The following is a 23,643-nucleotide window of genomic DNA, read 5'->3' as shown; positions in this document are numbered from 1 at the left end:
TTTCGGAAATGACCGCAGCACCTATTCCCTTCTCCGCCCGCCATATCGGCCCCGGCGTCAGCGACGTCAGGGCAATGCTCGCCACCATCGGCGTTCCATCCGTCGAGACGCTGATCAGCCAGGCTGTGCCGCGGTCGATCCGCCTCGACCTGCCGCTCAACCTGCCCGCTCGGGCAAGCGAAGCGGAAGCGCTGGCGGAATTGTCGGCGCTCATGGCGAAGAACACGGTGCTGAAGAGCTTCATCGGCGCCGGCTATCATGGCGTCTTCGTGCCGCCGGTCATCCAGCGCAACCTGTTCGAAAACCCGGCCTGGTACACGGCCTACACGCCCTACCAGGCCGAGATCAGCCAGGGCCGGCTGGAAATGCTGTTCAACTTCCAGACTTTGGTCACCGAGCTCACCGGCCTGCCGGTGGCGTCGGCCTCGCTGCTCGATGAAGCCACCGCCGTCGCCGAAGCTGTCGGCATTGCGCTGCGCCACCACCGCGACAAGCGCACCAAGGTCGCGCTTGCCGGCACGCCGCATCCGCAGACACTCGATGTCGTGCGCACCCGCGCCGAACCGCTCGGCATCGAGGTCGACGGCGAGACGATCGACGACAACACAGCTGCCCTGCTCGTCTCCTGGCCGGACACCTTCGGCGTCTATGGCGACCACAAAGCTGCGATCGAAAAGGCCCGCGCCGCCGGCGCCCTGGTCGTGTTCATCGCCGACCCGCTGGCGCTCACCCTGACCGAGGCTCCGGCAGCACGTGGCGCCGACATCGCCGTCGGCCCGATGCAGCGCTTCGGCGTGCCGATGGGCTTCGGCGGTCCGCACGCCGCCTATTGCGCCGTCTCCGACAAGCTGACCCGTCTGATGCCCGGCCGCCTCGTCGGCCAGTCCACGGACACCAAGGGCCGCCCCGGCTTCAGGCTAGCGCTGCAGACGCGCGAGCAGCATATCCGCCGCGACAAAGCCACCTCCAACATCTGCACGGCGCAGGCGCTGCTGGCCAACATGGCGACTGCCTATGCGATCTGGCACGGCCCCGCCGGCCTGCAGGCGATTGCCGGCCATATTCACGGGCTCGCCGACCGCCTCGCTTCTGGTCTTGAGGCCGCAGGCGTTTCCGTGCTCGGCGCCAGCCGCTTCGATACGGTGACGGCCGAGGTGAAGGGCAAGGCCGCTTCGCTCGCGCAAGCGGCCGAAAAGACCGGCCGGCTGCTGCGCGTCATCGATGCCGACCATGTCGGCATCGCCTTCGACGAGACCTCGACGGAAGCCGATCTCGAGGCGATCGCCGGCCTCTTCGGTGCCAAGCCGGGCGCGGAACGCGGTTCGATGCCCGGCAAGCCGCGCGGCAAGGAGTTCCTGACGCAGCCGGTCTTTCACGAGAACCACTCCGAAACCGCGATGATGCGCTTCCTGCGCCGGCTGGCCGACAAGGACCTGGCGCTCGACCGCACCATGATCCCGCTCGGATCCTGCACCATGAAGCTCAATGCCGCCGCCGAAATGATGCCGGTGAGCTGGCCGAGCGTCGCCAATCTGCACCCCTTCGCGCCGGCCGGTCATTCGCAGGGCTACTGCGCGATGGCCGGCGACCTGGAGGCCTGGCTGTCGGAGATCACTGGTTTCGACGCCGTCAGCCTGCAGCCCAATGCCGGCAGCCAGGGCGAATATGCCGGCCTGCTCGCCATCCGCGCCTATCACCGTGCGCGCGGTGAAGGCCACCGCACCATCTGCCTGATCCCGTCTTCCGCGCATGGCACCAATCCGGCGAGCGCTGCGATGGCCGGCATGACTGTCGTCGTTGTGCGTTGCCTGGACGACGGCAATATCGACATTGACGATCTGCGCGCCAAGGCCAACGAGCACTCCAGGAACCTCGCGGCGTTGATGTTCACCTACCCCTCGACGCATGGCGTCTATGAGGAAGGCGCGCGCCATCTCTGCGCGCTGATCCACGAGCATGGCGGCCAGGTCTATTTCGACGGCGCCAATCTCAACGCCCTGGTCGGTCTCGCCCGCCCCGGCGACATCGGCGCCGACGTCTGTCACATGAATCTGCACAAGACCTTCTGCATCCCGCATGGTGGTGGCGGCCCGGGCGTCGGCCCGATCGGCGTCAGGGCGCATCTCAAGCCCTATCTGCCGGGCCATGTCTCGGAAGGTTCGTCGCATGCCGTGGCGGCGGCGCCTTTCGGCAGCGCCTCCATCCTGCCGATCACCTGGATGTATATCCGCATGATGGGTGGCTCGGGCCTGAAGCAGGCGACCGAGACGGCAATTGTTTCGGCCAACTATGTCGCGACGCGGCTCGCGCCGCATTTCCCGCTCCTCTACAAGGGCAGGAGCGACCGCATCGCGCATGAGTGCATCCTCGACACCCGCGTGCTCAAGGAAAGCGCCGGCATCAGCGTCGACGACATCGCCAAGCGCCTGATCGACTACGGCTTCCATGCACCGACCATGTCGTTTCCGGTTGCCGGAACATTGATGGTCGAGCCGACCGAGTCCGAGCCCAAGCGCGAGCTCGACCGCTTCTGCGAGGCGATGATCGCCATCGCCGGCGAAGCGGCGAAAGTGGCCAAGGGCGAGTGGCCGTCCAACGACAACCCGCTGGTCAACGCCCCGCACACCGCGGCGGAAGCACTGGCAGGCACATGGACCCATCCCTATTCGCGGCTGGAGGCGGCCTATCCGGCGGGCGATGCGGATCTTTCGGCAAAATACTGGCCGCCGGTGTCGCGCATCGACAATGTCGCCGGCGACCGCAACCTCGTCTGCTCGTGCCCGCCGCTGTCGGAATATCTCGGCGCCGCGGAGTAGAGGCTAGAGCGGTTCATCGTTTCACGGAAACGGCGAACCGCTCTATCCCTTTTGTCGCAATTCCGGACGGAAAGCCGTTTCACACTTTTCCTGGAATTGCTCTGGCGTTTGTTCAGGCGGTTTTCAGGGCCGGCCCTGCATCGGGCTGGCCCGTTTTCTCCTGGGCGATGACGCGGTTGCGCCCGGCGCGCTTGGCCGCGTAAAGCGCCGCGTCGGCTTGCGCCAACACCTCGTCGAGGGTCCGGCCGTCGGCGCCGCCAAATCCCATGCCGCCACTGACGCTGCTGCGCAGCGGGCCACGATGGGTCGCAACGATCTCGGTGCCGAAAGCGACGCCGATCCGGCTTGCCATGTCATGCGCCTTTTCCGGGGTCACGCGCGACATGACGAGCGCGAATTCCTCGCCGCCGAGCCGGAAAGCGTCGACACCCGCCCTGCCGTACTTGTTGATCACCGCTGCGAAACGGCAAAGAACCTGATCGCCGACGGGATGGCCGAAGACGTCGTTGGTCGTCTTGAAATGATCGAGGTCGAACATCGCGATCGCCATGAACGGACCGAAGCTGCGATCGCCATAGAGCTCGTTGAGCGCCCTGCGGTTCATCAGGCCGGTCAGCGGATCGGTCATCGTCTCGGCCTTGAGCTCGATCTGCGCCTGCAGATGGTGCAGCGAGAGCGTCAGCGCGCCGAGGCCGGTCATGCAGGCGACCGCGATGACGGTGTTCAACCGCTCCGCCCAGTTGTCGGGCGCGGCGCCAAGCACCCATTGCCCCTGGACGAGCAGCACCAGGCCACACAGCGCGAAGGATATGCCGCAGGCTCCGCTGAGGAAGGAGACGACCAGCAGGATGCGGCGGTCATGATCGCCTTTCATCCAGAACATCGTTCCGATCGCCGCGAGCAGCGCCGTCACGGCCGCGTAAGTGATCTGGAAGCCGATGCCATCGAAACCGAGATAAGTGACGATCGCGCAGGCGGCCATCGCAGCCAGCGTCGGTACGGTTGCGCGACGGTAGTCGCGAAAACCGAGATACTGCATGGCCGACAGGCAGATGACCAGAAAACCGAGGCTGAGCAGCGCAAGCACGAACTGGCAGAGCCAGGGGCCGGCGTCCTTGGTGTAACGCCAGAACAGGACGACATGCGCAACGAGCACGAGCATGCCGCAGGCAACCGTCAGGACGAAACGCGCCCGCGGCGCGGTGAACCAGATCGCAAACAGAGTGACGCTTAGGCATGCGCCAGACAACGCTGCCGCGAGCAGGAGCGAACTGAAATCCAACATTGAGCCGCAGCCTCTTGGGAGCCGTCAGTTACGCTGCATTCTAGGTTAACGGCAGCCCGCAGATACCGTTTTCAGCTAACCTTTCCACCCAACCTTCCGACAAGGTTTACAAAGCATCCACTACTGAACATGACAGGCACGAAGACTAGAAATTTTTGGTTTATATTGAAACAGTTCTTTCCACGAGCGTGAGGCGATCCGCGCGAAAAAACGACACTCGCCGGGAAATTGTATCGGTGGAACTCGTCCCGTTTCGCAGAAACGGCGTTCGACCGGCGGCCGGTGAATTCGGGCGGAGCGTTTCAAGCCCGAAAGGCTCTAGCTCTTGTTCAGCAGGGCCAGGTTGGCATTGACCACGGTCTGGTCGGCCATCGCAGCCTTGGCTTCGAGCAGCAGGACCCTTGCCCTCTTCTTGTTGCCGCGCAGAAGCTGCGAATACCCCATATTGTTGACGATCTGCGGCTTGCGCCCGGCGACCTTCAGAAGCTGCGCATAGGCGCGATCGGCGAAGTCGAAACGGCCGAGCTCGTCATAGGACGCGGCAAGCCCCATCCAGGCTTCGGCATTGTCGGATTTGAGTTCGACCGCCTTGCGGAAATGCTGTTCGGCAAGGCCGAAATTCGCTTCGCGGAACTGCGCCTTGCCTTCGACGAGGTCGTTGGCGCTGACGTCCTTGGCCACCGGCTGGATCGCTGTGGTCTTGGTTGTGTCGACGTTGTTGTTGGTCGTACAGCCGGTAATCATCAAGACGGCCGCCAACGCCGCCGCTGCCCTGGGAAGTCTCTGACGCATGCCCCTGCCCCATCGCCCGATTTGCCGGGTCGTTCTTCAGGAAAAGACCATACAGGGGAGCGATTAAGCTTCGGTGCCGAAATGCAGCTAAATTTTGGTTGCCCGCCAAGGGTGTATTAACCAAGCATCAGTGCCCTGACGTGCCGCCTGGATTTAGGTCGGGCCGAGTCGAAAACGGTGGATTCCGAAAACCGGCCTACGCCGGCCGTAGCCTTCACAGGGCGGAGACACTCATGAGGGCTTCGGCCGGCGAAGGCCGGCAGCGCAGGAAGCCGCCGTCTGCGGACCGGCCTCACCTGAATCCTCAGTGTGCCGTCAGCTTCACGATGATCGGTATGATGGCGATCATCAGCACCACCGGCAGGATGCAGACCGTCACCGGAACCGACATCTTGGCCGGCAAGGCATGCGCCTTCTCCTCGGCCAGCGACATGCGCTTGTGCCGCATTTCATCGGAGAAGACGCGCAGCGAGCCCGACAGGCTGGTGCCGAGCTCCTTGGATTGCTGCAGCAGCGTGGCGAAGGAGCGCACCTCGTCGAGGCTGAGGCGGTCGGCGAGCGCTTTCAGCGCATCGTCTAGGCTGCGCCCGGCCCGCAATTCCAGCGACACCAGGATCAGGTTCTGACTGAGCGACGGATAGCTTCTGGCAAGCTCTTTGGAAACGCGCTCGATGCCTGCCTCCATGCTCATGCCGGCATCGGAGCAGACGATCATCAGATCCATGAAATCGGGAAAACCGTTGCGGTATTCGCGCATCTTTTCCCTAATCTTCTGCGTCAGCACCAGACCCGGCAGGAAATAGCCGCCGGCCCCCGACAGGATAATGAAGGTCCAGCGGCTGGTCATGGTCGACTCGGCGCTCGCCGCCCAATGATTGACCAGGAACGCGCCAAGCGCCGCGCCGACCAAGGTGGCGAAACGGATCAGGAAGAACATGCCGACGGCGCGCGGCTCCATATAGCCGGCCTGGATGAGCTTCATGCGCAGCCGCGCGACATTTTCCGGGTCACTCTTGGCATAGAATTCCTGCGCCCGTTTCACCGCCTTCTCGCGCACGGCACTGGTGTTCTTCTTGGGCTTAGGCTCCGCCTGCTCGACCGGCTGCGTTGCCTCTACCTTCAGCCGGCGCTTGACCTCGCTGCGATCGCCCTTGGCGAGCACCAGCGGCCAGGCGACAGCGCCGCCGCCCAGCACCAGAAGCAGCACGGCAACCGGCATCGGCGAGGTCGGCGCGAGGGAGGCGAGGAAGCGAATGATGTCTTCCATCTCAGAACCTGAAATTCGACATCTTGAACATGATGGCGTTGCCGAGCAGCAGCCAGATGATGGAGCCGCTCAGCATGTACCAGGTCTTCGGCACGCCCCAGACATCTTGGTAAAACTGCGGCATCAGCACCATGATGGCGGTGAACAGAAGCACCGGCACCGCGGTCAGGATGTAAGCCGACATGCGCCCTTCCGTCGAAATGGAGCGTACCTTGCGGCGCAGCTTGCCGCGATCGCGGATCGTTGTGGACAGGCCGTCGAGGATCTCGCGCAGATTGCCGCCCGAACTGTTCTGGATCGACACCGCCGTGACGAACAGCGGCAGGTCCTCGTGGCCCACCCGGTCGAACAGGTTGTTCAGCGCCGAAACCAGATCGGAGCCATAGGTCACCTCATCGGCGATAACGCCGAACTCGGTGCCGATCGGATCAGCCATCTCGCGCGACACCATGGCAATCGCCACCGGCACCGGATGGCCGGCCTTCAGGCCGCGCGTGATCAGCTCCAGCGCCTCAGGCAATTGCATCCCGAAACGCTTGTGCCGGCGCTTGCGCATGAAGCGCATCGCCATCACCGGCAGCACCGGCAACAACACGATATGCAGGATCAGGCCGAACAAGAGCGGCAAGCCCTTCCAGATCGCCACGAGCGCCAGCGCAAGAGCGATCCCCGATGTGATCATCAGGAATCTCGACAGCGGCGTGGTCATGCCGGATTGCGTGCGCAGGGCGCGGAAGCGGTCGAGGGAAAAGATGGAGCCACCGCCGTCGATCCCGCGCTCCTTGCGCAGTTGGATCAGCACCTGCTCCTGGCTGATCTTGTTTTCTGCAAGCTTCATGCGGCGGTTGATCGCCGCGCGCTTGTCGCTGCGCCCGGCATAGAGCAGATAGCAGCCCTCGGCGATCATGATGCCGGTGAGCGCCGCTGCCGCGTAGACGACGTAGATTGGGCTGAAACCCTCCAACACCGGCCTAGTCCTGCGGCCGGCCGGGTTCGAAATACTTACCCGGGAATTCGATGCCCATGTTGCGCAGGTCCTCGAGGAAGCGTGGACGGATGCCGGTCGCCTCGAAGTGACCGAGGATCTTTCCGTCCGCCTCCATGCCGGTGCGCACGAAGCGGAATATCTCCTGCATCTGGATGACGTCGCCTTCCATGCCGGTCACCTCGGCGACGCTGGTCACCTTGCGCTTGCCGTCGGAAAGGCGCGTCAGCTGGACGATGATGTCGATAGCGCTGGAAATCTGGCTGCGGATCGACTGCACCGTCATCGGCATGCCGGTCATGCCGAGCATCTGTTCCAGGCGCGAGATGGCGTCACGCGGCGTGTTGGCGTGGATGGTTGCCATCGAGCCTTCATGGCCGGTGTTCATCGCCTGCAGCATGTCGAAAGCTTCCTCGCCGCGACACTCGCCGAGGATGACGCGGTCGGGACGCATGCGCAGCGCGTTCTTGACCAGGTCGCGCTGCTTCAATTCGCCGTGGCCCTCGATGTTGGCGGGGCGCGTTTCCATGCGCGCGACATGCGGCTGCTGCAATTGCAGCTCGGCCGCATCCTCGATGGTGATCAGGCGCTCGTCTTCCGGAATGAAAGCCGACAAAGCGTTGAGCATCGTCGTCTTGCCGGTGCCCGTGCCGCCGGAGATGATCGTGGTCTTGCGGGCATGCACCGCCGCCGCCAGCACCTCGGCCATGTTCTGGGTGATGGCGCCGAATTCGACCAGCTTGTGCAGGCCGAGCTTGTTTTTGGAGAATTTGCGGATCGACACCAGCGGGCCGTCGACGCCGACCGGGCGGATCGCCGCGTTGAAGCGCGAACCGTCGAGCATGCGGGCGTCGACCATCGGCTGCGATTCATCGACGCGACGGCCGACCGCCGCGACGATTTTATTAATGATTCGAAGAAGATGCGCCTCATCCTTGAATGGGATGTGGACCTGCTGCAGCTTGCCGCGCCTTTCGACGAAGCAGTTCTCGTGGCCGTTGATCAGGATATCGTTGATCTCGGGGTCCTTGAGCAGCGGCTCCAGCGGGCCGAGGCCCACCATCTCGTCGACGATGTCGTCGACCAGTGCGTCGAGCTCGGCGATATTGATCGCCATCCGCTCCTCGCGCGTCTTTTCCGAGACGAATTCATGCACCTGCCGGCGCATCTCATCCTTGGGTAGCCGCTCCAGCGCCACGAGGTTGATCTCTTCGAGCAGCATGCGATGGATACGCACGCGCGCATCGAGCACCTTGTTGGCGCTTTTTGCGGGCGCTGCTTCAGGCTTCGGCGGCGCTGGCTTGCGGGTCGTCGGGATGATTACCGCGTTGTGCGTGACGGGCCAGGGTTCCGGCGTCCGCTGCGGACGGACGTCGCGGGTCTGCAGGTTGGAAAAGCGGCTGCTCATCCTGCCTTCCTCTTCAGCAAGCCCTTGCCCAGGCCGAACAGCGACTTCGACTTGACCATGGTCTGGACGGCCTCCTCCGGCAGGATGATCTTCTTCAGATCGTTGACGACATTGGCGTTGGGGTCGATGGCGTGCAGCGGCACGCCGCGGTCGACGGCCTCGCGCACCAGCCGGTAGTTGTTGGAGATGCCTCCGACGAAATGCTCGCCGAGTATGTCCTGGACATCGGCCTGCTTGATGCCGCTGTCGAACATCTTCTGCTCGAAGCGGTTGACGATGACGTTGGGCTTCACTTCCTTGCCGGCCGTCTCATAGACGGCCTGGATGAGACGCTGCGTATGGCGCAGGCAAGGCACCGTCATCTCGGCGACGATGTAGAGCTTGTTGGAACCCAGCAGGACCGTCTCGGTCCAGGGGAACCAGGTGCGCGGCAAGTCGATGACGACATTGTCGAAATAAGCCGCCACGAGGTCCAGCATGCGCACCACCACATCGGTCTTGAACGAGCGCATGTCCGAGGGACGCGTCGGCGCTGCAAGCACGCACAGCCCGCTCGCATGCTTGGACAGCATCACGTCGAGCAGTTGCCGGTCGAGACGTTCCGGCTGGTTCTCGATTTCGGTGATGTCGAAGCGTGGCTCGAGGTCGAGATATTCGGCGCAGGCGCCTTGCTGGAAATTGAGGTCGACCACGCAGGTCGAGGCACCCCGCGTCACCGAATGATGCAGTTGGAAGGCCGTCTGCAGGGCGAGCGTGGTGGTGCCGACGCCACCGGCGGCCGGCATGAACGTGTAGATCTGCGATTCCGTGTTCTCTTCCCGCCCCGGCCCTTGCAGCGCACGGATGACGGAACGCACGAGATCGGCCGTCGTAATCGGCTTGACCAGGAAATCGGCGACCTTGAGCTGCACCAGGATGCGCACCGCCGCCGCGTTGAATTCCTGGGTCACGACGACCACCGGAACGCTGCCCTCCAGCCGGCGCATGACGCGCTGCAGCGACTCGATCTCTTCGAGCTTCGCCGCATCCATGTCGACGATTACCGTGCCGAAATCCGCCTCGAGGATCTCGCCGCGTAGCTCGTTGATGCTTTTCTCGACCGTCAGAAGCTCGATGACTTCGGAAGCGGTGAAGGCCGTGCGCGTATCCTGCACAAACACCCTGTCGGTGGAAACGAGCAGGATCTTCTTGGTCTTGGTGCCAGATGCCATCGTCGTCAGCCCATCAATTCGATGTCGTTGATGATGATGTCGGCGGCGCCGACCCGGATCCGGCTTTCGCACTCACGGCAGCGCTCTCGGAACCAGGACGCTGGGCTGGCACCAGGAGCCTGGTGTTCTGGACACCGTACCTCCAGGGATCGACCATCTGCATGGCGGTGTTGGATGCCTGCGCGTTGCCGACCCCGGGCGTCACCCCTTCGGTGCGCACATAGTCGTCGCTGGTGCAGCCACTGACGAAACCGGTCAGGAATAGAGCCGTCCAAAGGGCGATGCGCATGGCCTTAGTCCTTCGGCAGGTCGAGGAAGTGGCCGGACGTCGCGGCGGCCACCGGGCGGGCGGCGCTGCCGTCGGCCAGCGCCACCGGACGCTTCGGCGCCGAGGCGTCCACTTCCTCGGTGTTGTTGAGGAAATAGTCGGCGTTGCTCGGCGGCCGCGTCCCGTCGGTCGGCTCGACCATCTTCTTCGACGGGTCGACCGGCTTGACCAGGTAAGGCGTGACGATGATCACCAGGTCGGTCTCGCGCCGCTGATAGGATTTCGAGGAGAACAGCGAGCCCAGCACCGGCAGCTTGCCGAGCCCCGGCAGTCGCGAGGTCGTGATGTCGTTTTGCGACTGCAGCAGACCGGCGATCATGAAGCTCTGGCCGTTCTTCAGGTCGACCGATGTCCTGGCGCGGCGCACGATAAAGGCCGGAATGGAAATGCCGCTGCTGACTTGGATAGAGGCGGAAGTGTCGATCGAGGACACTTCCGGCGCAATATCCAGGCTGACCAGCCCATCCTTGAGGACGGTCGGCGTGAAATCCAGGCCGACGCCGTACTTCTTGTAGGTGACGCTGATCTTGCCGTTGTCCTCGGAAACCGGGATCGGGAACTCGCCGCCGGCAAGGAAGCTTGCCGTCTGGCCCGAGCGGGCGATCAGGTTCGGCTCGGCCAGTCGTCGAGCGAGACCGCGTTCTTCCAGCGCCTTGATGGCGATATCGATCGAAATGCCGTTGGACAACAGCCGGCCGATGATCTCGCCGGTGCCCGCCCCGGTCACCGTTCCGGGATCGATGACGACGTCACGGCCGCCGAGGCCGTAGGCGAAATTGGCAGCGTATTTGACGCCGAGATCCTGACCGGCCTGGCGGTTGATCTCGACGAAGCGGACGTTGAGCTGCACCTGCTGCGACGACGAGATGTTGACCGAGTTGATGACCTCCTCGTTGCCGGAAAAGCGCGACGCGATCTTGCTGGCCTTGTCGGCGGCGACAGCATCATCGGCCTCGCCCGACAGCACGACGCGGCCGTTTGCCGATCCGACCTTGATCTTGGCGTCGGGCACGCTGGCGCGGATGGTGCTGGCCAACTGATCGGTGTCCAGCGTCACCTCGATGTCGATGGTGCCGACAAGCTGCTTGTTCTGGTCGAACAGGGCGATACCGGTGGTGCCCAGGTTGTTGCCCAGCACATAGAAGGACTTGTCGGTCAGCGGGTTGACGTTGGCTATCTCCGGGTCGCCGATAACGATCTGGTAGAAGGCAGCGCTCGTCATGATCGTCTTCGGCTTGCCCTTGGCCACCTTGATAGAGGCGTTCTTGTTCGCCGAGACATAGACGATGTCATTGTCCGCCCTTGCCTGCGTGGCGAAGCCAAGCATTGCCAGCGACACCGCCAATGCGATCGCGCCAAGAGGGCGCCATCCTCCGGTCGTCCGAAATGCATCAAACCCAAACATCTTGACCTGTCCCGCCGGTCCCCACCGGCTATTGCTGCAATTCCTGCGGCGGTTCCCGCGAAGGAACCTTGTATTCCTCGACCTTGTCGCCGCGCGTCACGATCACCGTCTTGAATTTCGGCTCGTCGGACTCCTTCGTCACCGCCTTGACCAGCGAGGCTGCGCTTGCCTGCGCGTTCGCGGCAACCGAGCCGCCGAAAGACGAGATGGTCGTGAGTCCGCTTTTGCTGGCGCTGGCGTCGGCTGCCGAACGCAAGGACAGCGACAAGGTGCCGACGGTACGGGCAAGCGCCACTTTCTGCGCGCCTTCGTTGGTCACCTCGATGGTCACGGAATTGGCGACCTGCGGCTCGGTCTTGCGCTCGTCGGCGCCCTGTCCGACCGAAAGCACCTTGGCGTCGGAGACGACGATCTCGGAGGTGACGGTCGAGCCGGCAGCCCCTTGAGCATTCTTGGACACTTCCTGGATGTCTCCCGCGTCACGTGTCAGAACGACGTCGACGCGATCTCCCGGCGTGACGAAGCCGCCAACGCCGGCGATCTCATCGGTGCGGATGGTGACGGCCCGCATTCCCGGCGACAGCATGTTGGAAAGGGTGGCGCGGCCGTTCGGCCCCGACAGCTTGGTGAGCAGCACCGGTTCGTTGACCTCGATCGGCGACAGCACGACCCGGCTGCCGTCGGCGAGCAGCTTGTCGATGGTCGGGAAGGCACCTTGCGGCAGGGAATCCTGCGGCCACGGGATCTCGGCGAGTTGCGCGCGTCCGAGTTCCATGCCGTAGCGCAGCGGCGCTTGAGCCACCACGATGGTCTTGAACTCAACCTTCGGCTGCGGCGCGACGACAGTGACCACCTTGGTCTCGGTCTCAGCCTTCGCCTGGCTTTTGACCCAGAAATCCGCGGCAAAGATCGAGATCGCGCCGAAAACGGCGGCGATGCCGATCATGGTTATGGCCCTGCCCCTCACAACGAAACCCCTGACGCCCGTGGTCTTTTGTTAGTTGGGCCTCACGCTAGGCGTTAATGTTAAAGAATCAGGAATCCCGCGGCGCCCGATTCGCCCTATTTCGGCCGGCTTGGTTATCGAATGGTTTTGGAATAAGAGACAGTTTGATCCCTGAACGGAACAGGAACTCGTTCGCCCGCCAAAAGCGTGGCAGTATCGGCGACTGATTCGCATTACCGGACGCTAGGCCCAGCATGGACGACAGCAACGACCTCTTCGGCAAGATGGAAAAGCCGGCACAGCCGGTGCGCGCGCCGTCGCGCCCCGCCGATCCGCTCGTGCAGGCCGCGAAGCGTTCGAGCGCCGCCCGTGACGGCAGCGAAAGCTATAGCGCCGCCGATATCGAGGTGCTGGAAGGGCTTGAGCCGGTGCGGCGCCGTCCAGGCATGTATATCGGCGGCACCGACGACAAGGCGATGCATCACCTGTTCGCCGAGGTCATCGACAATTCGATGGACGAAGCTGTGGCCGGCCACGCCACCTTCATCGACGTCGAACTTTCCGCCGACGGCTTCCTGACCGTCACCGACAACGGCCGCGGCATCCCGGTCGATCCGCATCCGAAATTCAAGAAGCCGGCACTCGAAGTCATCATGACGACGCTGCATTCGGGCGGCAAGTTCGATTCCAAGGTCTATGAGACCTCCGGCGGCCTGCACGGCGTCGGCGTCTCCGTCGTCAACGCGTTGTCCGACCATCTCGAGGTCGAAGTCGCGCGCGGCCGTCAGCTCTACCGGCAGCGTTTTTCGCGCGGCATCCCGGTGAGCGGTCTTGAGCATCTCGGCGAGGTCCACAACCGCCGCGGTACCAGGACGCGCTTCCATCCCGACGAGCAGATTTTCGGCAAGGGCGCCGCCTTCGAGCCGGCCCGGCTCTACCGTATGACGCGCTCGAAGGCCTATCTGTTCGGCGGCGTCGAGATCCGCTGGACCTGCGATCCGTCGCTGATCAAGGAAAAGGACCAGACGCCGGCCAAGGCCGAGTTCCACTTTCCCGGCGGCCTGAAGGATTATCTCAAGGCGACGCTCGGCGACGAGTTCCAGGTCACGCGCGAGATTTTCGCCGGCAAGAGCGACAAGCAGGGCGGCCACGGTTCGCTGGAATGGGCCGTGACATGGTTCGGCGGCGATGGCTTCCTCAACTCCTACTGCAACACCATTCCTACTGGCGAAGGCGGCACGCATGAGGCCGGCTTCCGCAACGTCTTGACGCGCGGACTTCGCGCCTACGCCGATCTCGTCGGCAACAAGCGCGCCTCGGTCATCACCACCGAGGACGTGATGATCTCGGCCGCCGGCATGTTGTCGGTGTTCATCCGCGAGCCTGAATTCGTCGGGCAGACCAAGGACAGGCTGGCGACGATAGAGGCGATGCGCATCGTCGAAAACGCCCTGCGCGATCCGTTCGACCACTGGCTGGCCGACAATCCGCAGGAAGCCTCGAAGCTCCTGGAATGGGTCATCGCACGCGCCGACGAGCGCGTGCGGCGCCGCCAGGAGAAGGAAGTCTCGCGCAAGAGCGCGGTGCGCAAGCTGCGCCTTCCGGGCAAGCTCGCCGATTGCACGCAAAACGCCGCGGCCGGCGCCGAGATCTTCATCGTCGAGGGTGACTCGGCCGGCGGCTCGGCCAAGCAAGCGCGCGACCGCGCCAGCCAGGCTGTGCTGCCGCTGCGCGGCAAGATCCTCAACGTCGCCAGCGCCGGCAACGACAAGCTTGCCGCCAACCAGCAGATCTCCGACCTGATCCAGGCGCTCGGCTGCGGCACGCGCTCGAAGTATCGCGACGAGGACCTGCGCTACGACCGCGTGATCATCATGACCGACGCCGACGTCGATGGCGCGCATATCGCTTCGCTGTTGATCACCTTCTTCTATCAGGAGATGCCGAACCTGATCCGCGGAGGCCATCTCTTCATGGCCGTGCCGCCGCTCTATTCGATCCGGCAAGGCGGCAAGGTCGGCTATGCCCGCGACGATGCCCACAAGGACGAACTGCTGCGCACCGAGTTCACCGGACGCGGCAAGGTCGAGATCGGCCGCTTCAAGGGCCTGGGCGAAATGATGGCCTCGCAACTCAAGGAGACCACGATGGATCCGAGGAAGCGCACGCTTCTGAGGGTCGATGTGAGCGACGCCGAGCAGGCCACCAAGGATGCCGTCGACGCGCTGATGGGCACCAAGCCCGAGGCGCGCTTCCGCTTCATCCAGGAGCGCGCCGAATTCGCCGAGACGGACGTGCTGGATATCTGATCGCCTGCTGGTCCATAACAGCTCCGGTACGGAGACGATTGTGACCTGGACGCGGTTGAAAGAACTTGTCGAGACACCGCTCCGCGGGCTGACGCAGCCGACCCGGTCGGACTGGATCTTCGCCCTGCGCACGGTTTCGGCGGGGCTGATCGCGCTGCTTGTTGCCTACGCGTTGAAACTCGACCATCCGCAATGGGCGATGATGACGGTGTTCATCGTCGCGCAGCCAGTGGCCGGCATGGTGCTGGCAAAGGGCTTCTACCGGCTGCTCGGCACGCTGGCCGGTGGCCTGGCCGCGGTCGGCATTACATCCCTGTTCGGCGCCGATCCCTGGCTGCTGGTCACCGTGCTGGCGCTCTGGATCGGCGTCTGCACGCTCGTCTCGTCATTGCTGCGCAACCCCGAAGCCTATGGCGCCGCGCTTGCCGGCTATACGGCCATGATCATCAGCCTGCCGGCCCTGGGAGAGCCGCATATTGTCGTCAACCTGGCGATCGCGCGGTGCGCCGAGATCGTGCTTGGCATCGTCTGCGCCGGCGTCACCAGCCGGCTGATCCTGCCGAAGCTCGCGGCCGATGCCATCATTTCCAGGCTGAAGCGCAGCATCCTCGACCTGGCCGAATATGCCGGCGGCGCCTTTTCCAGTGGCGATCCGGCAAGCCTTGCCGCGCTCCAGCGCAAACTGATCACCGACGCCCAGTCGCTCGCCGAAATGCGTACCTATGCTCGGTTGGAAGCGCCGAGCTTCGCCACCCGCGCCCACCCGCTGAGGCGCACGATCGGTCAGCTTCTGTGGGCGCTCTCGGCGGCGCGCACACTGCACAGCCATCGCGCGCCCAAGAATGCAGCGCTCATCCCGATGCGCCGTGACTTGAAAGCTTTCGTCGACGAACTGGCGGCGACACCTGGCGCGCTCGATGACACAGGCCCTTGGGTGGCGCGCCTCGACGCGATCGCGGGCAGGGCCAAGGAGATGCCTGCCCTGCCCAACTTTGCGGGCCCAAACGATACCGGCCTTAACGATACCGGCCCCAACGATACCGGCGAAGACAAGGTTGGCACCATCACCCGCCTCACCATTGCCGGCGATTTCGCCGAGGCGCTGAAGCAGGTCTTGCGCGGGCTGGACGCGCTTCGCTCGCCCATCTCCAGGAAATCGAACGAGCGAAGCCAGCCGGCGCTGGTCGTCCACCGCGATTATCAAGCCGCATGGCGCAACGCCGTGCGCGCCGCGCTCGCGACGTTGCTGGTGGCAATCTTCTGGTTGACGACCAAATGGTCGGAAGCAGCCGGCACCGTCATTCTCGTCGCCGTCGTCTCCAGCCTGTTCGCGGCGCGCCCCGATCCGGTGCAGTCCGCCTGGGGTTTCTTCACCGGCACACTGATAGCGCTGCCCTTCGCGTTCCTCGTCGGCCAGGTCGCGCTGCCGGCGCTGCCTGGCTTCGGTTGGTTCACGCTCTTCGTCGTGCCGATCATGGTGCCCGCAGCACTCGGCATGGCCAATCCGCGCCATGTCGGCGTCGCCACCGCTTTCGCCATCAACTTCCTCGCCTTCCTCAGCCCGCATCAGCAGATGATCTACGATCCCGGGCCGTTCTTCGCTGGCTCGGCCTCGATCCTGGTCGGCATCCTGATTGCCATCGGCGTCTTCATCGTCGTGCTGCCTGCCGATCCCTGGGTCACCGTAGAGCGCATCTCGCAGGCGATGCGCGAGGATCTGGCACGGCTTTGCCTGCATGAACGAATACCCAGGCGTTCCGCTTTCGAAAGCCTGGCCTATGACCGGATCAACCAATTGATGCCGCAGGTGCAGCGGACGGGCCGCAAGGGCGACCCTATTCTTGGCGGCAGCATCGCCGCCGTCACCGTCGGCCTGGAGGTGCTGCGGCTGCGCCACGCGCAACTGAACTCCGCCGTCCCGCACGAAACAGTCGAATCCGTCGGCAATTTCCTGCGCGGCCTGGCGCGCGAATTGCTGTTTAGACGACCAGGCGAGCCGCAGACCGCGACCATCGCCGTGGCGCGGCACTATGCGGCCAGCATCGCCGAGCGCAGCGATCGGTTCGAAATGCTGCAGATCGCCGCCTCGCTGCGCATCATTGCCGCGGCGATGGAAGATTATCCGGATTTCTTTGCGAGAAGCCGGGGATAGCTTAATCCAAGCTCTGCGGCTTTCTCATCGGGGCGACTACCATGGCCGGCTTGGTATCATCCGCGAGGTCAACCTCGAAGTGGCTCGCAACCCGCACGATCAGTTTTGAAATGCCATCGATAGCTTCTTGAAGTTTTTGCTTATTCGGAGCCGGAGGTATCCGCCCCGACGGCGACGGATACCGAAAGGTCGTTGCATAGGCTTCCAGCCACAAGAAAGATTTCAGTGCAGGTTTCTCCGCATTGCCTTCCGGAAATCGCCTTATCACCTTATCCAACTGATGGCGTCATGACGCTCGATGTGAATGGCTTCGGATGTTGCCAGGGCTCGAATAACCTGCTCAAGCGCCTGCTCGCTCAGATAGGCAGTATTGCGGGAACCTGAGCCAGCCAGGACAAGTGCATCGCTGATGCACCCGTTCGCTAGCCGAAGGGCACTGGCTATGGTCCACTGATCAGACATCTAGCCGATAGCCGTTTCGGGCAATGTCATACGCAATCGTGTTCTTTGAGTCCCAGCTCGCTGCCAATTCGCCGGATTTCGTGGAAAGGATTGTAGCGGGAATACCGATTTCGTTCTTAATTGCCCAGGCTACCAACGGATCAAGCAATTCGGGCTCCGCATCATCTGGCAGGGCAACGAGAATGTCCCAGTCGCTATCCGGACGGCCGTCTCCGCGCGCTCGGCTACCGAACAGCCAGATAGACTCCGGATTCAAGCGGACTTTGATCGCATCAATCAAAGGTTGAATTTCGACCGGAACACTTCGCATCTTGGAAAGATTGCCCATCACTCAGACATAGTACCAGATTTTCAAGGTACAACGCCATCGTGACACATCGAACTGGCTAGGCCGCAGCGATGGCCAATGCATGGCCGCGCGCGTTTTCGCGCAAGGCGTCGAGATGGATCGACTTCACCAGCCCGGCAAGATCGCCCTCGGCGGATTGGCCGCCGAGTTCCTTCAACATCAGCCAGCTCACTTCCTGCACGCCGGCGACACGCCGGCCATTGGCGACCTCGCGCCAGATCTTTAGCGCGCGCAGGATGATGGCATGTGTGGCAGGTGCAAGTCCGGCGCTGCGGAACAGCGCCTGCAGCGCAACGTCATGCCCGCCGGCGAGAAGCGCCGTCACCCGCTGCTCGGACTGTTGGGCGAGCGCCACCAGCGCCGAGCCGAAGAAGTCGACCTTGCCATGCGCGATGGTGCGGATGATGAAGCTCGCAGTAAGGTCGCCGCGCAGTCTCAGATGCTCGATCAGCGCTGCATGCTCTTCCATGCGCGTCCCCTCGATCAGCGTCACCGAGGCCTTCACGCAGGCGTCGCGCATCACGCGATCGGCGCGCGCGGCACCCATCATCGCCAGCACCAGCGGCGAACCTTTCAGCGTTTCGCCGAGCTTGACCAGCAGCATGTGCCGGCAGTCGGCGGGCAGCCGCCGATCGGCAATCAGCGCCTCGCGCACCAGCGGCAGATGGCCATGCCGCTCGGCCATGCGGCGAAAGCTCAACGAAGCAATCTCTGCGCCGCTGTTGCCGACCAGCACGGCACAGGCTTCCGGCTCGCCGATCTCGGCGATTGCCGCCGCCAGCGACATCGAGACGACCGGACGGTTGGCGATCAGCTTCTGCGTCGCCTTCTGGCCGCAGGCGACGCGTTCGATCAGATCGGCATCGGTTAGCAGCGGCGAACGCGCCAGCACCAGCGCCGCCACTTCCGGCTGGTCGGCGGCCAAAGCGCTGATCACCTGCGGCGGCGCTTGATGGCTCATCGACAGCGCCTCGGCGAGCGCCAGCCGCACCTTGGCAGAAGCGTCATCCAAAAGCAGCGTGAGCGCCGCCTCGGCGGCGCAGCGATCCTCGAACGGCAGATCGGAATTGATATAGGCGCGCGCCAGCGCGCTCGCGGCGGCGGCTCGCTCGGAAACCCTCGCAGTATCAATCCATTTTAGAAAGTGCGAAACAACCATGCCGACCAGCTGCGCCCTTTGCCCGAATGTTCCCGGCCCCGCTGGAAACCGTAGGCCGGAAATGGTTTACGAACGGTTCACCATGTTTCTTAACCGGCTTGATGGAGGCGCGACCAACGCCTATCAAGCAGAGGAATTGGAGGAGATCGACCATGGCCGGGCTTTACCTGGAAGAGTTTGTCGTCGGCCACGTCTTCCGCCACACGCTGCGCAAGACCGTCACCGAAAGCGACAACATGCTGTTTTCGGTGATGACGCTTAACCCACAGCCTTTGCACATCGATTTCGACTTCGCCGCGAAGACCGAGTGGGGCAAGCCGCTGGTCAATTCGCTGTTCACGCTCGGCCTGATGATCGGCATTTCGGTGAACGACATCACCGTCGGCACCACTGTCGCCAATCTCGGCATGAAGGAAACCACCTTCCCGCATCCCGTCTTTCACGGCGACACCATTCGGGTCGAGACGGCGGTCGTCTCCGTGCGCGAGTCCAAGTCGAAACCCGATCGCGGCATCGTCGAGTTCGAACATCGCGCCTACAATCAAAATGACGTCCTTGTCGCCAAATGCACCAGGCAGGCGATGATGCTGAAAAAGGCGGCCTGATGCGCTCGCTGCTGTTCGTGCCCGGCGATTCCGAGCGGAAGCTTGAAAAAGGATTCGGGTCCGGTGCCGACGTGGTCATCGTCGATCTCGAGGATTCCGTTGCCGCCGCCAACAAGGTTGCCGCACGCGCGACCGCGGCGGACTTCATCTCGAGCCAAAGGCGCCGGACAAGTTCCGCCATCTATGTGCGGGTCAACGACCTTTCCACCGGCCTCACCGACGACGACCTCGCAGCTCTTGTTCCGGTGAAGCCCGACGGCATCATGCTGCCCAAGTCGAACAGTGGGCAGGACGTGCAGCAGTTGGCGGCGAAGCTTCGGGTGCATGAGGCCGAAAGCGGGCAGCCGGACGGCGGCATCAAAATCCTGCCGATCGTCACCGAGACCGCGGCGGGCGTGCTGGCGGCGGCAAGCTATGCCGGCACGAGCGCGCGGCTCGCCGGCCTGACCTGGGGCGCGGAGGATTTGTCGGCGGCGATCGGCGCGCGCGCGATCCGCGACGAGAACGGCCGCTACACCGACGTGTTTCGCCTGGCGCGTACGATGACCATTCTGGCGGCCGGCGCAGCCGAAGTCGCGGCTATCGACACCGTCTTTCCCGACTTCCGTGACATGGCCGGTTTCGAGAAGGAATGCCGCGAGGCCGAGCGCGACGGCTTCACCGGCAAGATGGCGATCCATCCGGCGCAGGTGCCGGTCATCAACGCCGCATTCACGCCATCCGCCGAAGCGGTCGAGCAATCGCAGGCGATCGTCGACGCCTTCGCGGCGGCTGGAAACCCGGGCGTCGTCGGCATCGGTGGCAAGATGTACGACCGGCCGCATCTGCGGCTGGCCGAGCGGCTGCTGGCCCGCGCCAGGGCGGCAGGCAGTTCGGCCTGACCCGCTACCAGACCATCGGGATCAGTTTGTAGCGGACGCGCGCGGCGTAGTCGTCATAACCCTGCAGCCCGGTCCGCAAGGTCTTTTCCTCGATGAAGGTGCGGATGCCAAGCAGGACGATGAAGACGAGCACCGATGCCAATCCCCACCAGGAAGCAAGCAGCAGCGCCGTGCCGGCAAAGAAGAAAATAGCGCCCGCATACATCGGATGACGGACGTAGCCGTACGGCCCGGTCGTGATGACCTTCTGGCCACGTTCGTCCTGGATCTTCACGACGGGCGCCGCGAAGCTGTTTTCCATCATCGTCAGGTAGCAGATCCAGATGCTGAACAGCAGGACGATCGCGCCAACCACTTGCAGCCATAGCGGAACGGCCGACCAGCCGAAGCGGAAGTCGAGCCCCATCAGGACCTGCCAAGCAAAAATGCCGATGAGCAGGATGGAAAGCAGGATCTTGTCGGCCGCGGCCTGGCCCCTCTGGATTGGCGGGCTGAGCCGCTCATTCATCAAGCCGGGATCCCGCTGCGCGAGCGTCACGCCAAGCGTCAGGCTGAGTCCGACCATCAACACCAGATAGACCCAGGCTCCCGACCAGCGCAGCGTTCCGGCCGACACGAAAAGCAGCGCCCCCATGAAGCCGAACCACACGAATGTCTGGAGAACCAATCTTGAGATCATGACCAACCTTCCATGGCATTTCGCTCAGCCGCAATTTGGTCGAATCCGACCGATGGTCTATTATACCGACCACCGGTCGAGCTCTCAAGATACGCCTTGCGCTCTGGACGGGAACGGTCGGCCTATGCACAAGGTTTCGCCATGCCCCGCATCATCAGGCACCCGGAACTCAGGCGCGAAGAACTGCTGGACCATGCCCAGGCCCTGTTCCTGACGCATGGCTACGACAGAGCGAGCCTCAACGACGTCATTGCGGCGGCCGGCGTCTCAAAAGGCGCCTTCTATCACTACTTCGCTTCCAAGGAGGCACTGCTGGAGGCGTTGGCGGAGCGTTTCGCAAGACACGCGCTCGCCGGCGTCCAGAAGATCGTCAAAGATCCGAACCTCGATCCGCTTGGACGCCTGAACGCCCTGCTGGCCACGTCTCGCCAGGCCAAGATCGACACCGCGCCGCAAGCATGGGCGCTGTTCGAGACGCTGTTTCGTCCGGAAAACCTGGTGCTTTTCCACCGCATCAATCTGGCCGCCAGCAAGTCCTTCTCACCCGTGCTGGTGGAGATCATCAGGCAAGGCGTCGAGGATGGTGCCTTCCGCACTTTCGATCCGGAAGGTGTGGCCGACATCGTCATGCAATTCGGCCTGGCGACGCATGACGTCACCGCCAAGGCGCTCGCCGGCGGCAGCGATGCCGATATGGAGGTCGCCATCGAAGCCCTGGAGAAACGGGTGCGGCTTTACGAGATAGCGCTCGACCGCATCCTCGGCCTTCCCGACGGCAGCATCCGGATCGGCGAACCGGGCTTCGTGCGCGCCGTCATGACCGCGCGTCGCGGTAATCCTGCTGCGACGGCCGCGGCTCCCAAGCGCGCAGGGCCGTGACTAACCGGCCCAGGGGCCGGTGTAATCGGCATAAAGCTTCGCCGGATCGGGCCGCGGCCGTTCCGGAGCGGGCCCCCGATAGGAGCCGATATGGACGAAGCCGACGACGCGCTCCTGCGGCGAGAGCCCGAGGATCGCCCTGCCCTCGGCGACGTCGGAATACCAGTTGCTGATCATGTTGGTGCCGTAGCCCAGCGCGTTGGCCGCTATCATCAGGTTCATGGCCGCCATGCCGCCCGACAGGAACATCTCCCACTGCGGGATCTTCGGGTTCTCCTTCGGCACCGACACGACGCCGATCACCAGCGGTGCGCGCGAGAAGCGCGCCAGTTCCTGGTTGCGGCGGCCCTCGGGCAGTGGCCCATCGCGCTGCTCGGCAAGCGCTGCCAGCTTCTTGCCGATCTCGATGCGCGCCTCGCCGCGATAAAGGATGAAACGCCAGGGCTCGAGCCGGCCGTGGTCGGGAACGCGCGAGGCCGCCGCGATCATCGTTGCGATCTCGGCATCGCCCGGCGCCGGCTCCTTGAGATCCGGGATCGGCGCGGAATTGCGGGTGAGCAGGAAGTCGATGATCGGCGACGCCATGGGCGCAAGTCTCCTGGAAAGCATTCGATTTTCAGCTGAAGCACGCCATCGGGAGATCGGGCGGCTCGGGCGGTGGCGTTTTGCGCCGGATAAGGAGCCGCTGGCGGAAGCAACACACTCCTAGGCCTTGAAATTGCCACCGCCTTGGGCTTCAACGCAAGGCATGTTTGAGGGGTACCTGCGCCTTTTCGTGATCGCACTCGTCGCTGCGTTGTTCGCGGTGCCGGTTTCCTTCGCGCTGGCCCAGAATGCCAACGATGTCGGCGACATCAAGCTGCCGGGCATTTCGAGCTACGCGACGCCGAAGACCGAGGGACCGCTGGCGCCGGGCAATGGCGGCGCGATCACGCTGTCGGCGCAGTTGACCGACAAGGGAGCCGACATTACCCGCGGCATCGTCTGGCGGGTCTTCAAGCCGCAGCCGGCCAGCGACGGCAGGCTGCCGATGGTGGCGTCCGCCCGTGGCGGTACCGCCGTGTTCCAGCTCGACCCCGGCAGCTATCTCGTCCATGCCTCCTATGGACGCGCCGGTGCCACCAAGCGCATCACCGTCGGCAAGGTGGCCCGCCGCGAAAGCCTTGTGCTCGACGCCGGCGGCCTGAAGCTCGACGCCGTGACATCGGGCGGCGCGCCCATCCCGTCGAAGAAACTGCGCTTCTCGATCTATGAAAGCCAGGCCACGGCCAATGGCGACCGCCCGCTGATCGCCCCTGACGTCGCGCCGAACACTGTGGTGCGACTGAACGCCGGCACTTACCATGTCATCTCCACCTATGGCGCGGTCAACGCCGTGATCCGCTCCGACATCCGCGTCGAGGCCGGCAAGCTGACCGAGGCGACCGTCGAGCACCGCGCCGCCGAGATGACGATGAAGCTGGTGCGCGAGCCCGGCGGCGAGGCCATTGCCGACACGTCCTGGTCGCTGCTCAACGAATCCGGCGATCCGATCAAGGAAGCGGTCGGCGCCTTCGCCTCGATGGTGCTGGCCGAGGGCCAGTACACCATCATCGCCAAGAACCGCGACCGCATCTACCAGAAGGACTTTGCGGTCGTTGCCGGCCAGAACCAGGAAATCGAGGTTCTGGCCAGTGAATCGTCGGCCATCGACCCCGAGGAAGGCGCGGACTAATGCATGTCGCC

Annotated in this window: 21 protein-coding genes; 7 read left to right on the top strand and 14 right to left on the bottom strand. The window is 63.8% G+C overall.

Features of this window, described 5'->3' with window-relative positions; translation table 11 throughout:
* Positions 1 to 8: 8 nt before the first annotated feature.
* Positions 9 to 2,816, top strand: coding sequence for an aminomethyl-transferring glycine dehydrogenase (gene gcvP, locus ACWGS9_RS21240; RefSeq protein WP_454507083.1), 2,808 nt, complete (start codon positions 9 to 11; stop codon positions 2,814 to 2,816).
* 112 nt (positions 2,817 to 2,928) lie between these two features.
* Here gcvP and ACWGS9_RS21235 read toward each other — a convergent pair whose 3' ends face one another.
* From ACWGS9_RS21235 to cpaB, 9 genes are all read right to left on the bottom strand, one after another.
* A complete protein-coding gene (locus tag ACWGS9_RS21235) occupies positions 2,929 to 4,101 on the bottom strand; it encodes a GGDEF domain-containing protein (protein WP_454507082.1) in 1,173 nt (390 codons plus the stop codon).
* Positions 4,102 to 4,419: 318 nt separating this feature from the next.
* Entirely contained in the window at positions 4,420 to 4,893 is a 474-nt protein-coding gene (locus tag ACWGS9_RS21230) for a hypothetical protein (RefSeq protein WP_454507081.1), read from the bottom strand.
* Between the two features lie 304 nt (positions 4,894 to 5,197).
* Positions 5,198 to 6,160 carry a type II secretion system F family protein gene (locus tag ACWGS9_RS21225; RefSeq protein ID WP_320307256.1) on the bottom strand — a complete coding sequence of 321 codons (963 nt, stop codon included), beginning with the start codon at positions 6,158 to 6,160 and terminating at the stop codon, positions 5,198 to 5,200.
* Position 6,161: 1 nt separating this feature from the next.
* Positions 6,162 to 7,127 carry a type II secretion system F family protein gene (locus ACWGS9_RS21220; RefSeq protein WP_454507080.1) on the bottom strand — a complete coding sequence of 322 codons (966 nt, stop codon included), beginning with the start codon at positions 7,125 to 7,127 and terminating at the stop codon, positions 6,162 to 6,164.
* A 4-nt stretch (positions 7,128 to 7,131) separates the two neighbouring features.
* Positions 7,132 to 8,553 (bottom strand): CpaF family protein, encoded by a 1,422-nt coding sequence (locus tag ACWGS9_RS21215; protein ID WP_454507079.1) that lies wholly within the window; start codon positions 8,551 to 8,553, stop codon positions 7,132 to 7,134.
* Positions 8,550 to 9,764 carry an AAA family ATPase gene (locus ACWGS9_RS21210; RefSeq protein ID WP_320214610.1) on the bottom strand — a complete coding sequence of 405 codons (1,215 nt, stop codon included), beginning with the start codon at positions 9,762 to 9,764 and terminating at the stop codon, positions 8,550 to 8,552. Before ACWGS9_RS21210 ends, ACWGS9_RS21215 begins: the two co-directional genes overlap by 4 nt.
* Positions 9,765 to 9,777: 13 nt before the next feature.
* Positions 9,778 to 10,053, bottom strand: a complete 276-nt coding sequence (locus ACWGS9_RS21205) for a hypothetical protein (protein WP_454507078.1) — start codon at positions 10,051 to 10,053, stop codon at positions 9,778 to 9,780.
* Positions 10,054 to 10,057: 4 nt separating this feature from the next.
* Complete coding sequence (locus ACWGS9_RS21200; protein ID WP_454507077.1) at positions 10,058 to 11,497, bottom strand: type II and III secretion system protein family protein; 1,440 nt, start codon at positions 11,495 to 11,497, stop codon at positions 10,058 to 10,060.
* Between the two features lie 28 nt (positions 11,498 to 11,525).
* On the bottom strand, positions 11,526 to 12,443 hold the full coding sequence (gene cpaB, locus ACWGS9_RS21195) for a Flp pilus assembly protein CpaB (RefSeq protein ID WP_454507076.1): 918 nt from the start codon (positions 12,441 to 12,443) through the stop codon (positions 11,526 to 11,528).
* 254 nt (positions 12,444 to 12,697) lie between these two features.
* Here cpaB and parE point away from each other — a divergent pair, with 254 nt between their 5' ends.
* Both parE and ACWGS9_RS21185 read left to right on the top strand, forming a co-directional pair.
* Positions 12,698 to 14,752, top strand: a complete 2,055-nt coding sequence (gene parE, locus ACWGS9_RS21190; RefSeq protein ID WP_320307249.1) for a DNA topoisomerase IV subunit B — start codon at positions 12,698 to 12,700, stop codon at positions 14,750 to 14,752.
* Between the two features lie 40 nt (positions 14,753 to 14,792).
* Entirely contained in the window at positions 14,793 to 16,904 is a 2,112-nt protein-coding gene (locus ACWGS9_RS21185) for an FUSC family protein (RefSeq protein WP_454507075.1), read from the top strand.
* Between the two features lies 1 nt (position 16,905).
* On the opposite strand, the gene ACWGS9_RS21180 is transcribed toward ACWGS9_RS21185, so the two are convergent.
* From ACWGS9_RS21180 to ACWGS9_RS21170, 3 genes are all read right to left on the bottom strand, one after another.
* Positions 16,906 to 17,181 carry a hypothetical protein gene (locus ACWGS9_RS21180; RefSeq protein ID WP_454507074.1) on the bottom strand — a complete coding sequence of 92 codons (276 nt, stop codon included), beginning with the start codon at positions 17,179 to 17,181 and terminating at the stop codon, positions 16,906 to 16,908.
* Between the two features lie 177 nt (positions 17,182 to 17,358).
* Positions 17,359 to 17,694: a nucleotidyltransferase family protein gene (locus ACWGS9_RS21175; RefSeq protein WP_454507073.1), complete on the bottom strand. Its 336-nt coding sequence runs from the start codon at positions 17,692 to 17,694 to the stop codon at positions 17,359 to 17,361.
* Between the two features lie 58 nt (positions 17,695 to 17,752).
* Positions 17,753 to 18,874, bottom strand: coding sequence for a DUF2336 domain-containing protein (locus tag ACWGS9_RS21170; protein WP_454507072.1), 1,122 nt, complete (start codon positions 18,872 to 18,874; stop codon positions 17,753 to 17,755).
* A gap of 152 nt (positions 18,875 to 19,026) precedes the next feature.
* Between ACWGS9_RS21170 and ACWGS9_RS21165 the strand changes: the two genes are divergently transcribed.
* The gene (locus tag ACWGS9_RS21165) at positions 19,027 to 19,479 is read left to right on the top strand and encodes a MaoC family dehydratase (RefSeq protein ID WP_454507071.1); all 453 of its coding nucleotides are present in this window, start codon (positions 19,027 to 19,029) and stop codon (positions 19,477 to 19,479) included.
* Complete coding sequence (locus ACWGS9_RS21160) at positions 19,479 to 20,360, top strand: HpcH/HpaI aldolase/citrate lyase family protein (protein ID WP_454507070.1); 882 nt, start codon at positions 19,479 to 19,481, stop codon at positions 20,358 to 20,360. Before ACWGS9_RS21165 ends, ACWGS9_RS21160 begins: the two co-directional genes overlap by 1 nt.
* Before the next feature lie 4 nt (positions 20,361 to 20,364).
* Here ACWGS9_RS21160 and ACWGS9_RS21155 read toward each other — a convergent pair whose 3' ends face one another.
* A complete protein-coding gene (locus tag ACWGS9_RS21155) occupies positions 20,365 to 21,039 on the bottom strand; it encodes a methyltransferase family protein (protein WP_454507069.1) in 675 nt (224 codons plus the stop codon).
* Positions 21,040 to 21,180: 141 nt separating this feature from the next.
* On the opposite strand from ACWGS9_RS21155, the gene ACWGS9_RS21150 reads away from it, so the two are divergent.
* Positions 21,181 to 21,918: a TetR/AcrR family transcriptional regulator gene (locus ACWGS9_RS21150; RefSeq protein WP_454507068.1), complete on the top strand. Its 738-nt coding sequence runs from the start codon at positions 21,181 to 21,183 to the stop codon at positions 21,916 to 21,918.
* On the opposite strand, the gene ACWGS9_RS21145 is transcribed toward ACWGS9_RS21150, so the two are convergent.
* Entirely contained in the window at positions 21,919 to 22,503 is a 585-nt protein-coding gene (locus ACWGS9_RS21145; protein WP_454507067.1) for a nitroreductase family protein, read from the bottom strand. It lies immediately after the preceding gene.
* Between the two features lie 163 nt (positions 22,504 to 22,666).
* Here ACWGS9_RS21145 and ACWGS9_RS21140 point away from each other — a divergent pair, with 163 nt between their 5' ends.
* Positions 22,667 to 23,632 (top strand): hypothetical protein, encoded by a 966-nt coding sequence (locus ACWGS9_RS21140; RefSeq protein WP_454507066.1) that lies wholly within the window; start codon positions 22,667 to 22,669, stop codon positions 23,630 to 23,632.
* Positions 23,633 to 23,643 lie beyond the last annotated feature (11 nt).

The sequence above is a fragment of the Mesorhizobium sp. Arg314 genome (genome assembly GCF_053714275.1).
This window is presented reverse-complemented; position numbering and strand designations above follow the sequence as displayed.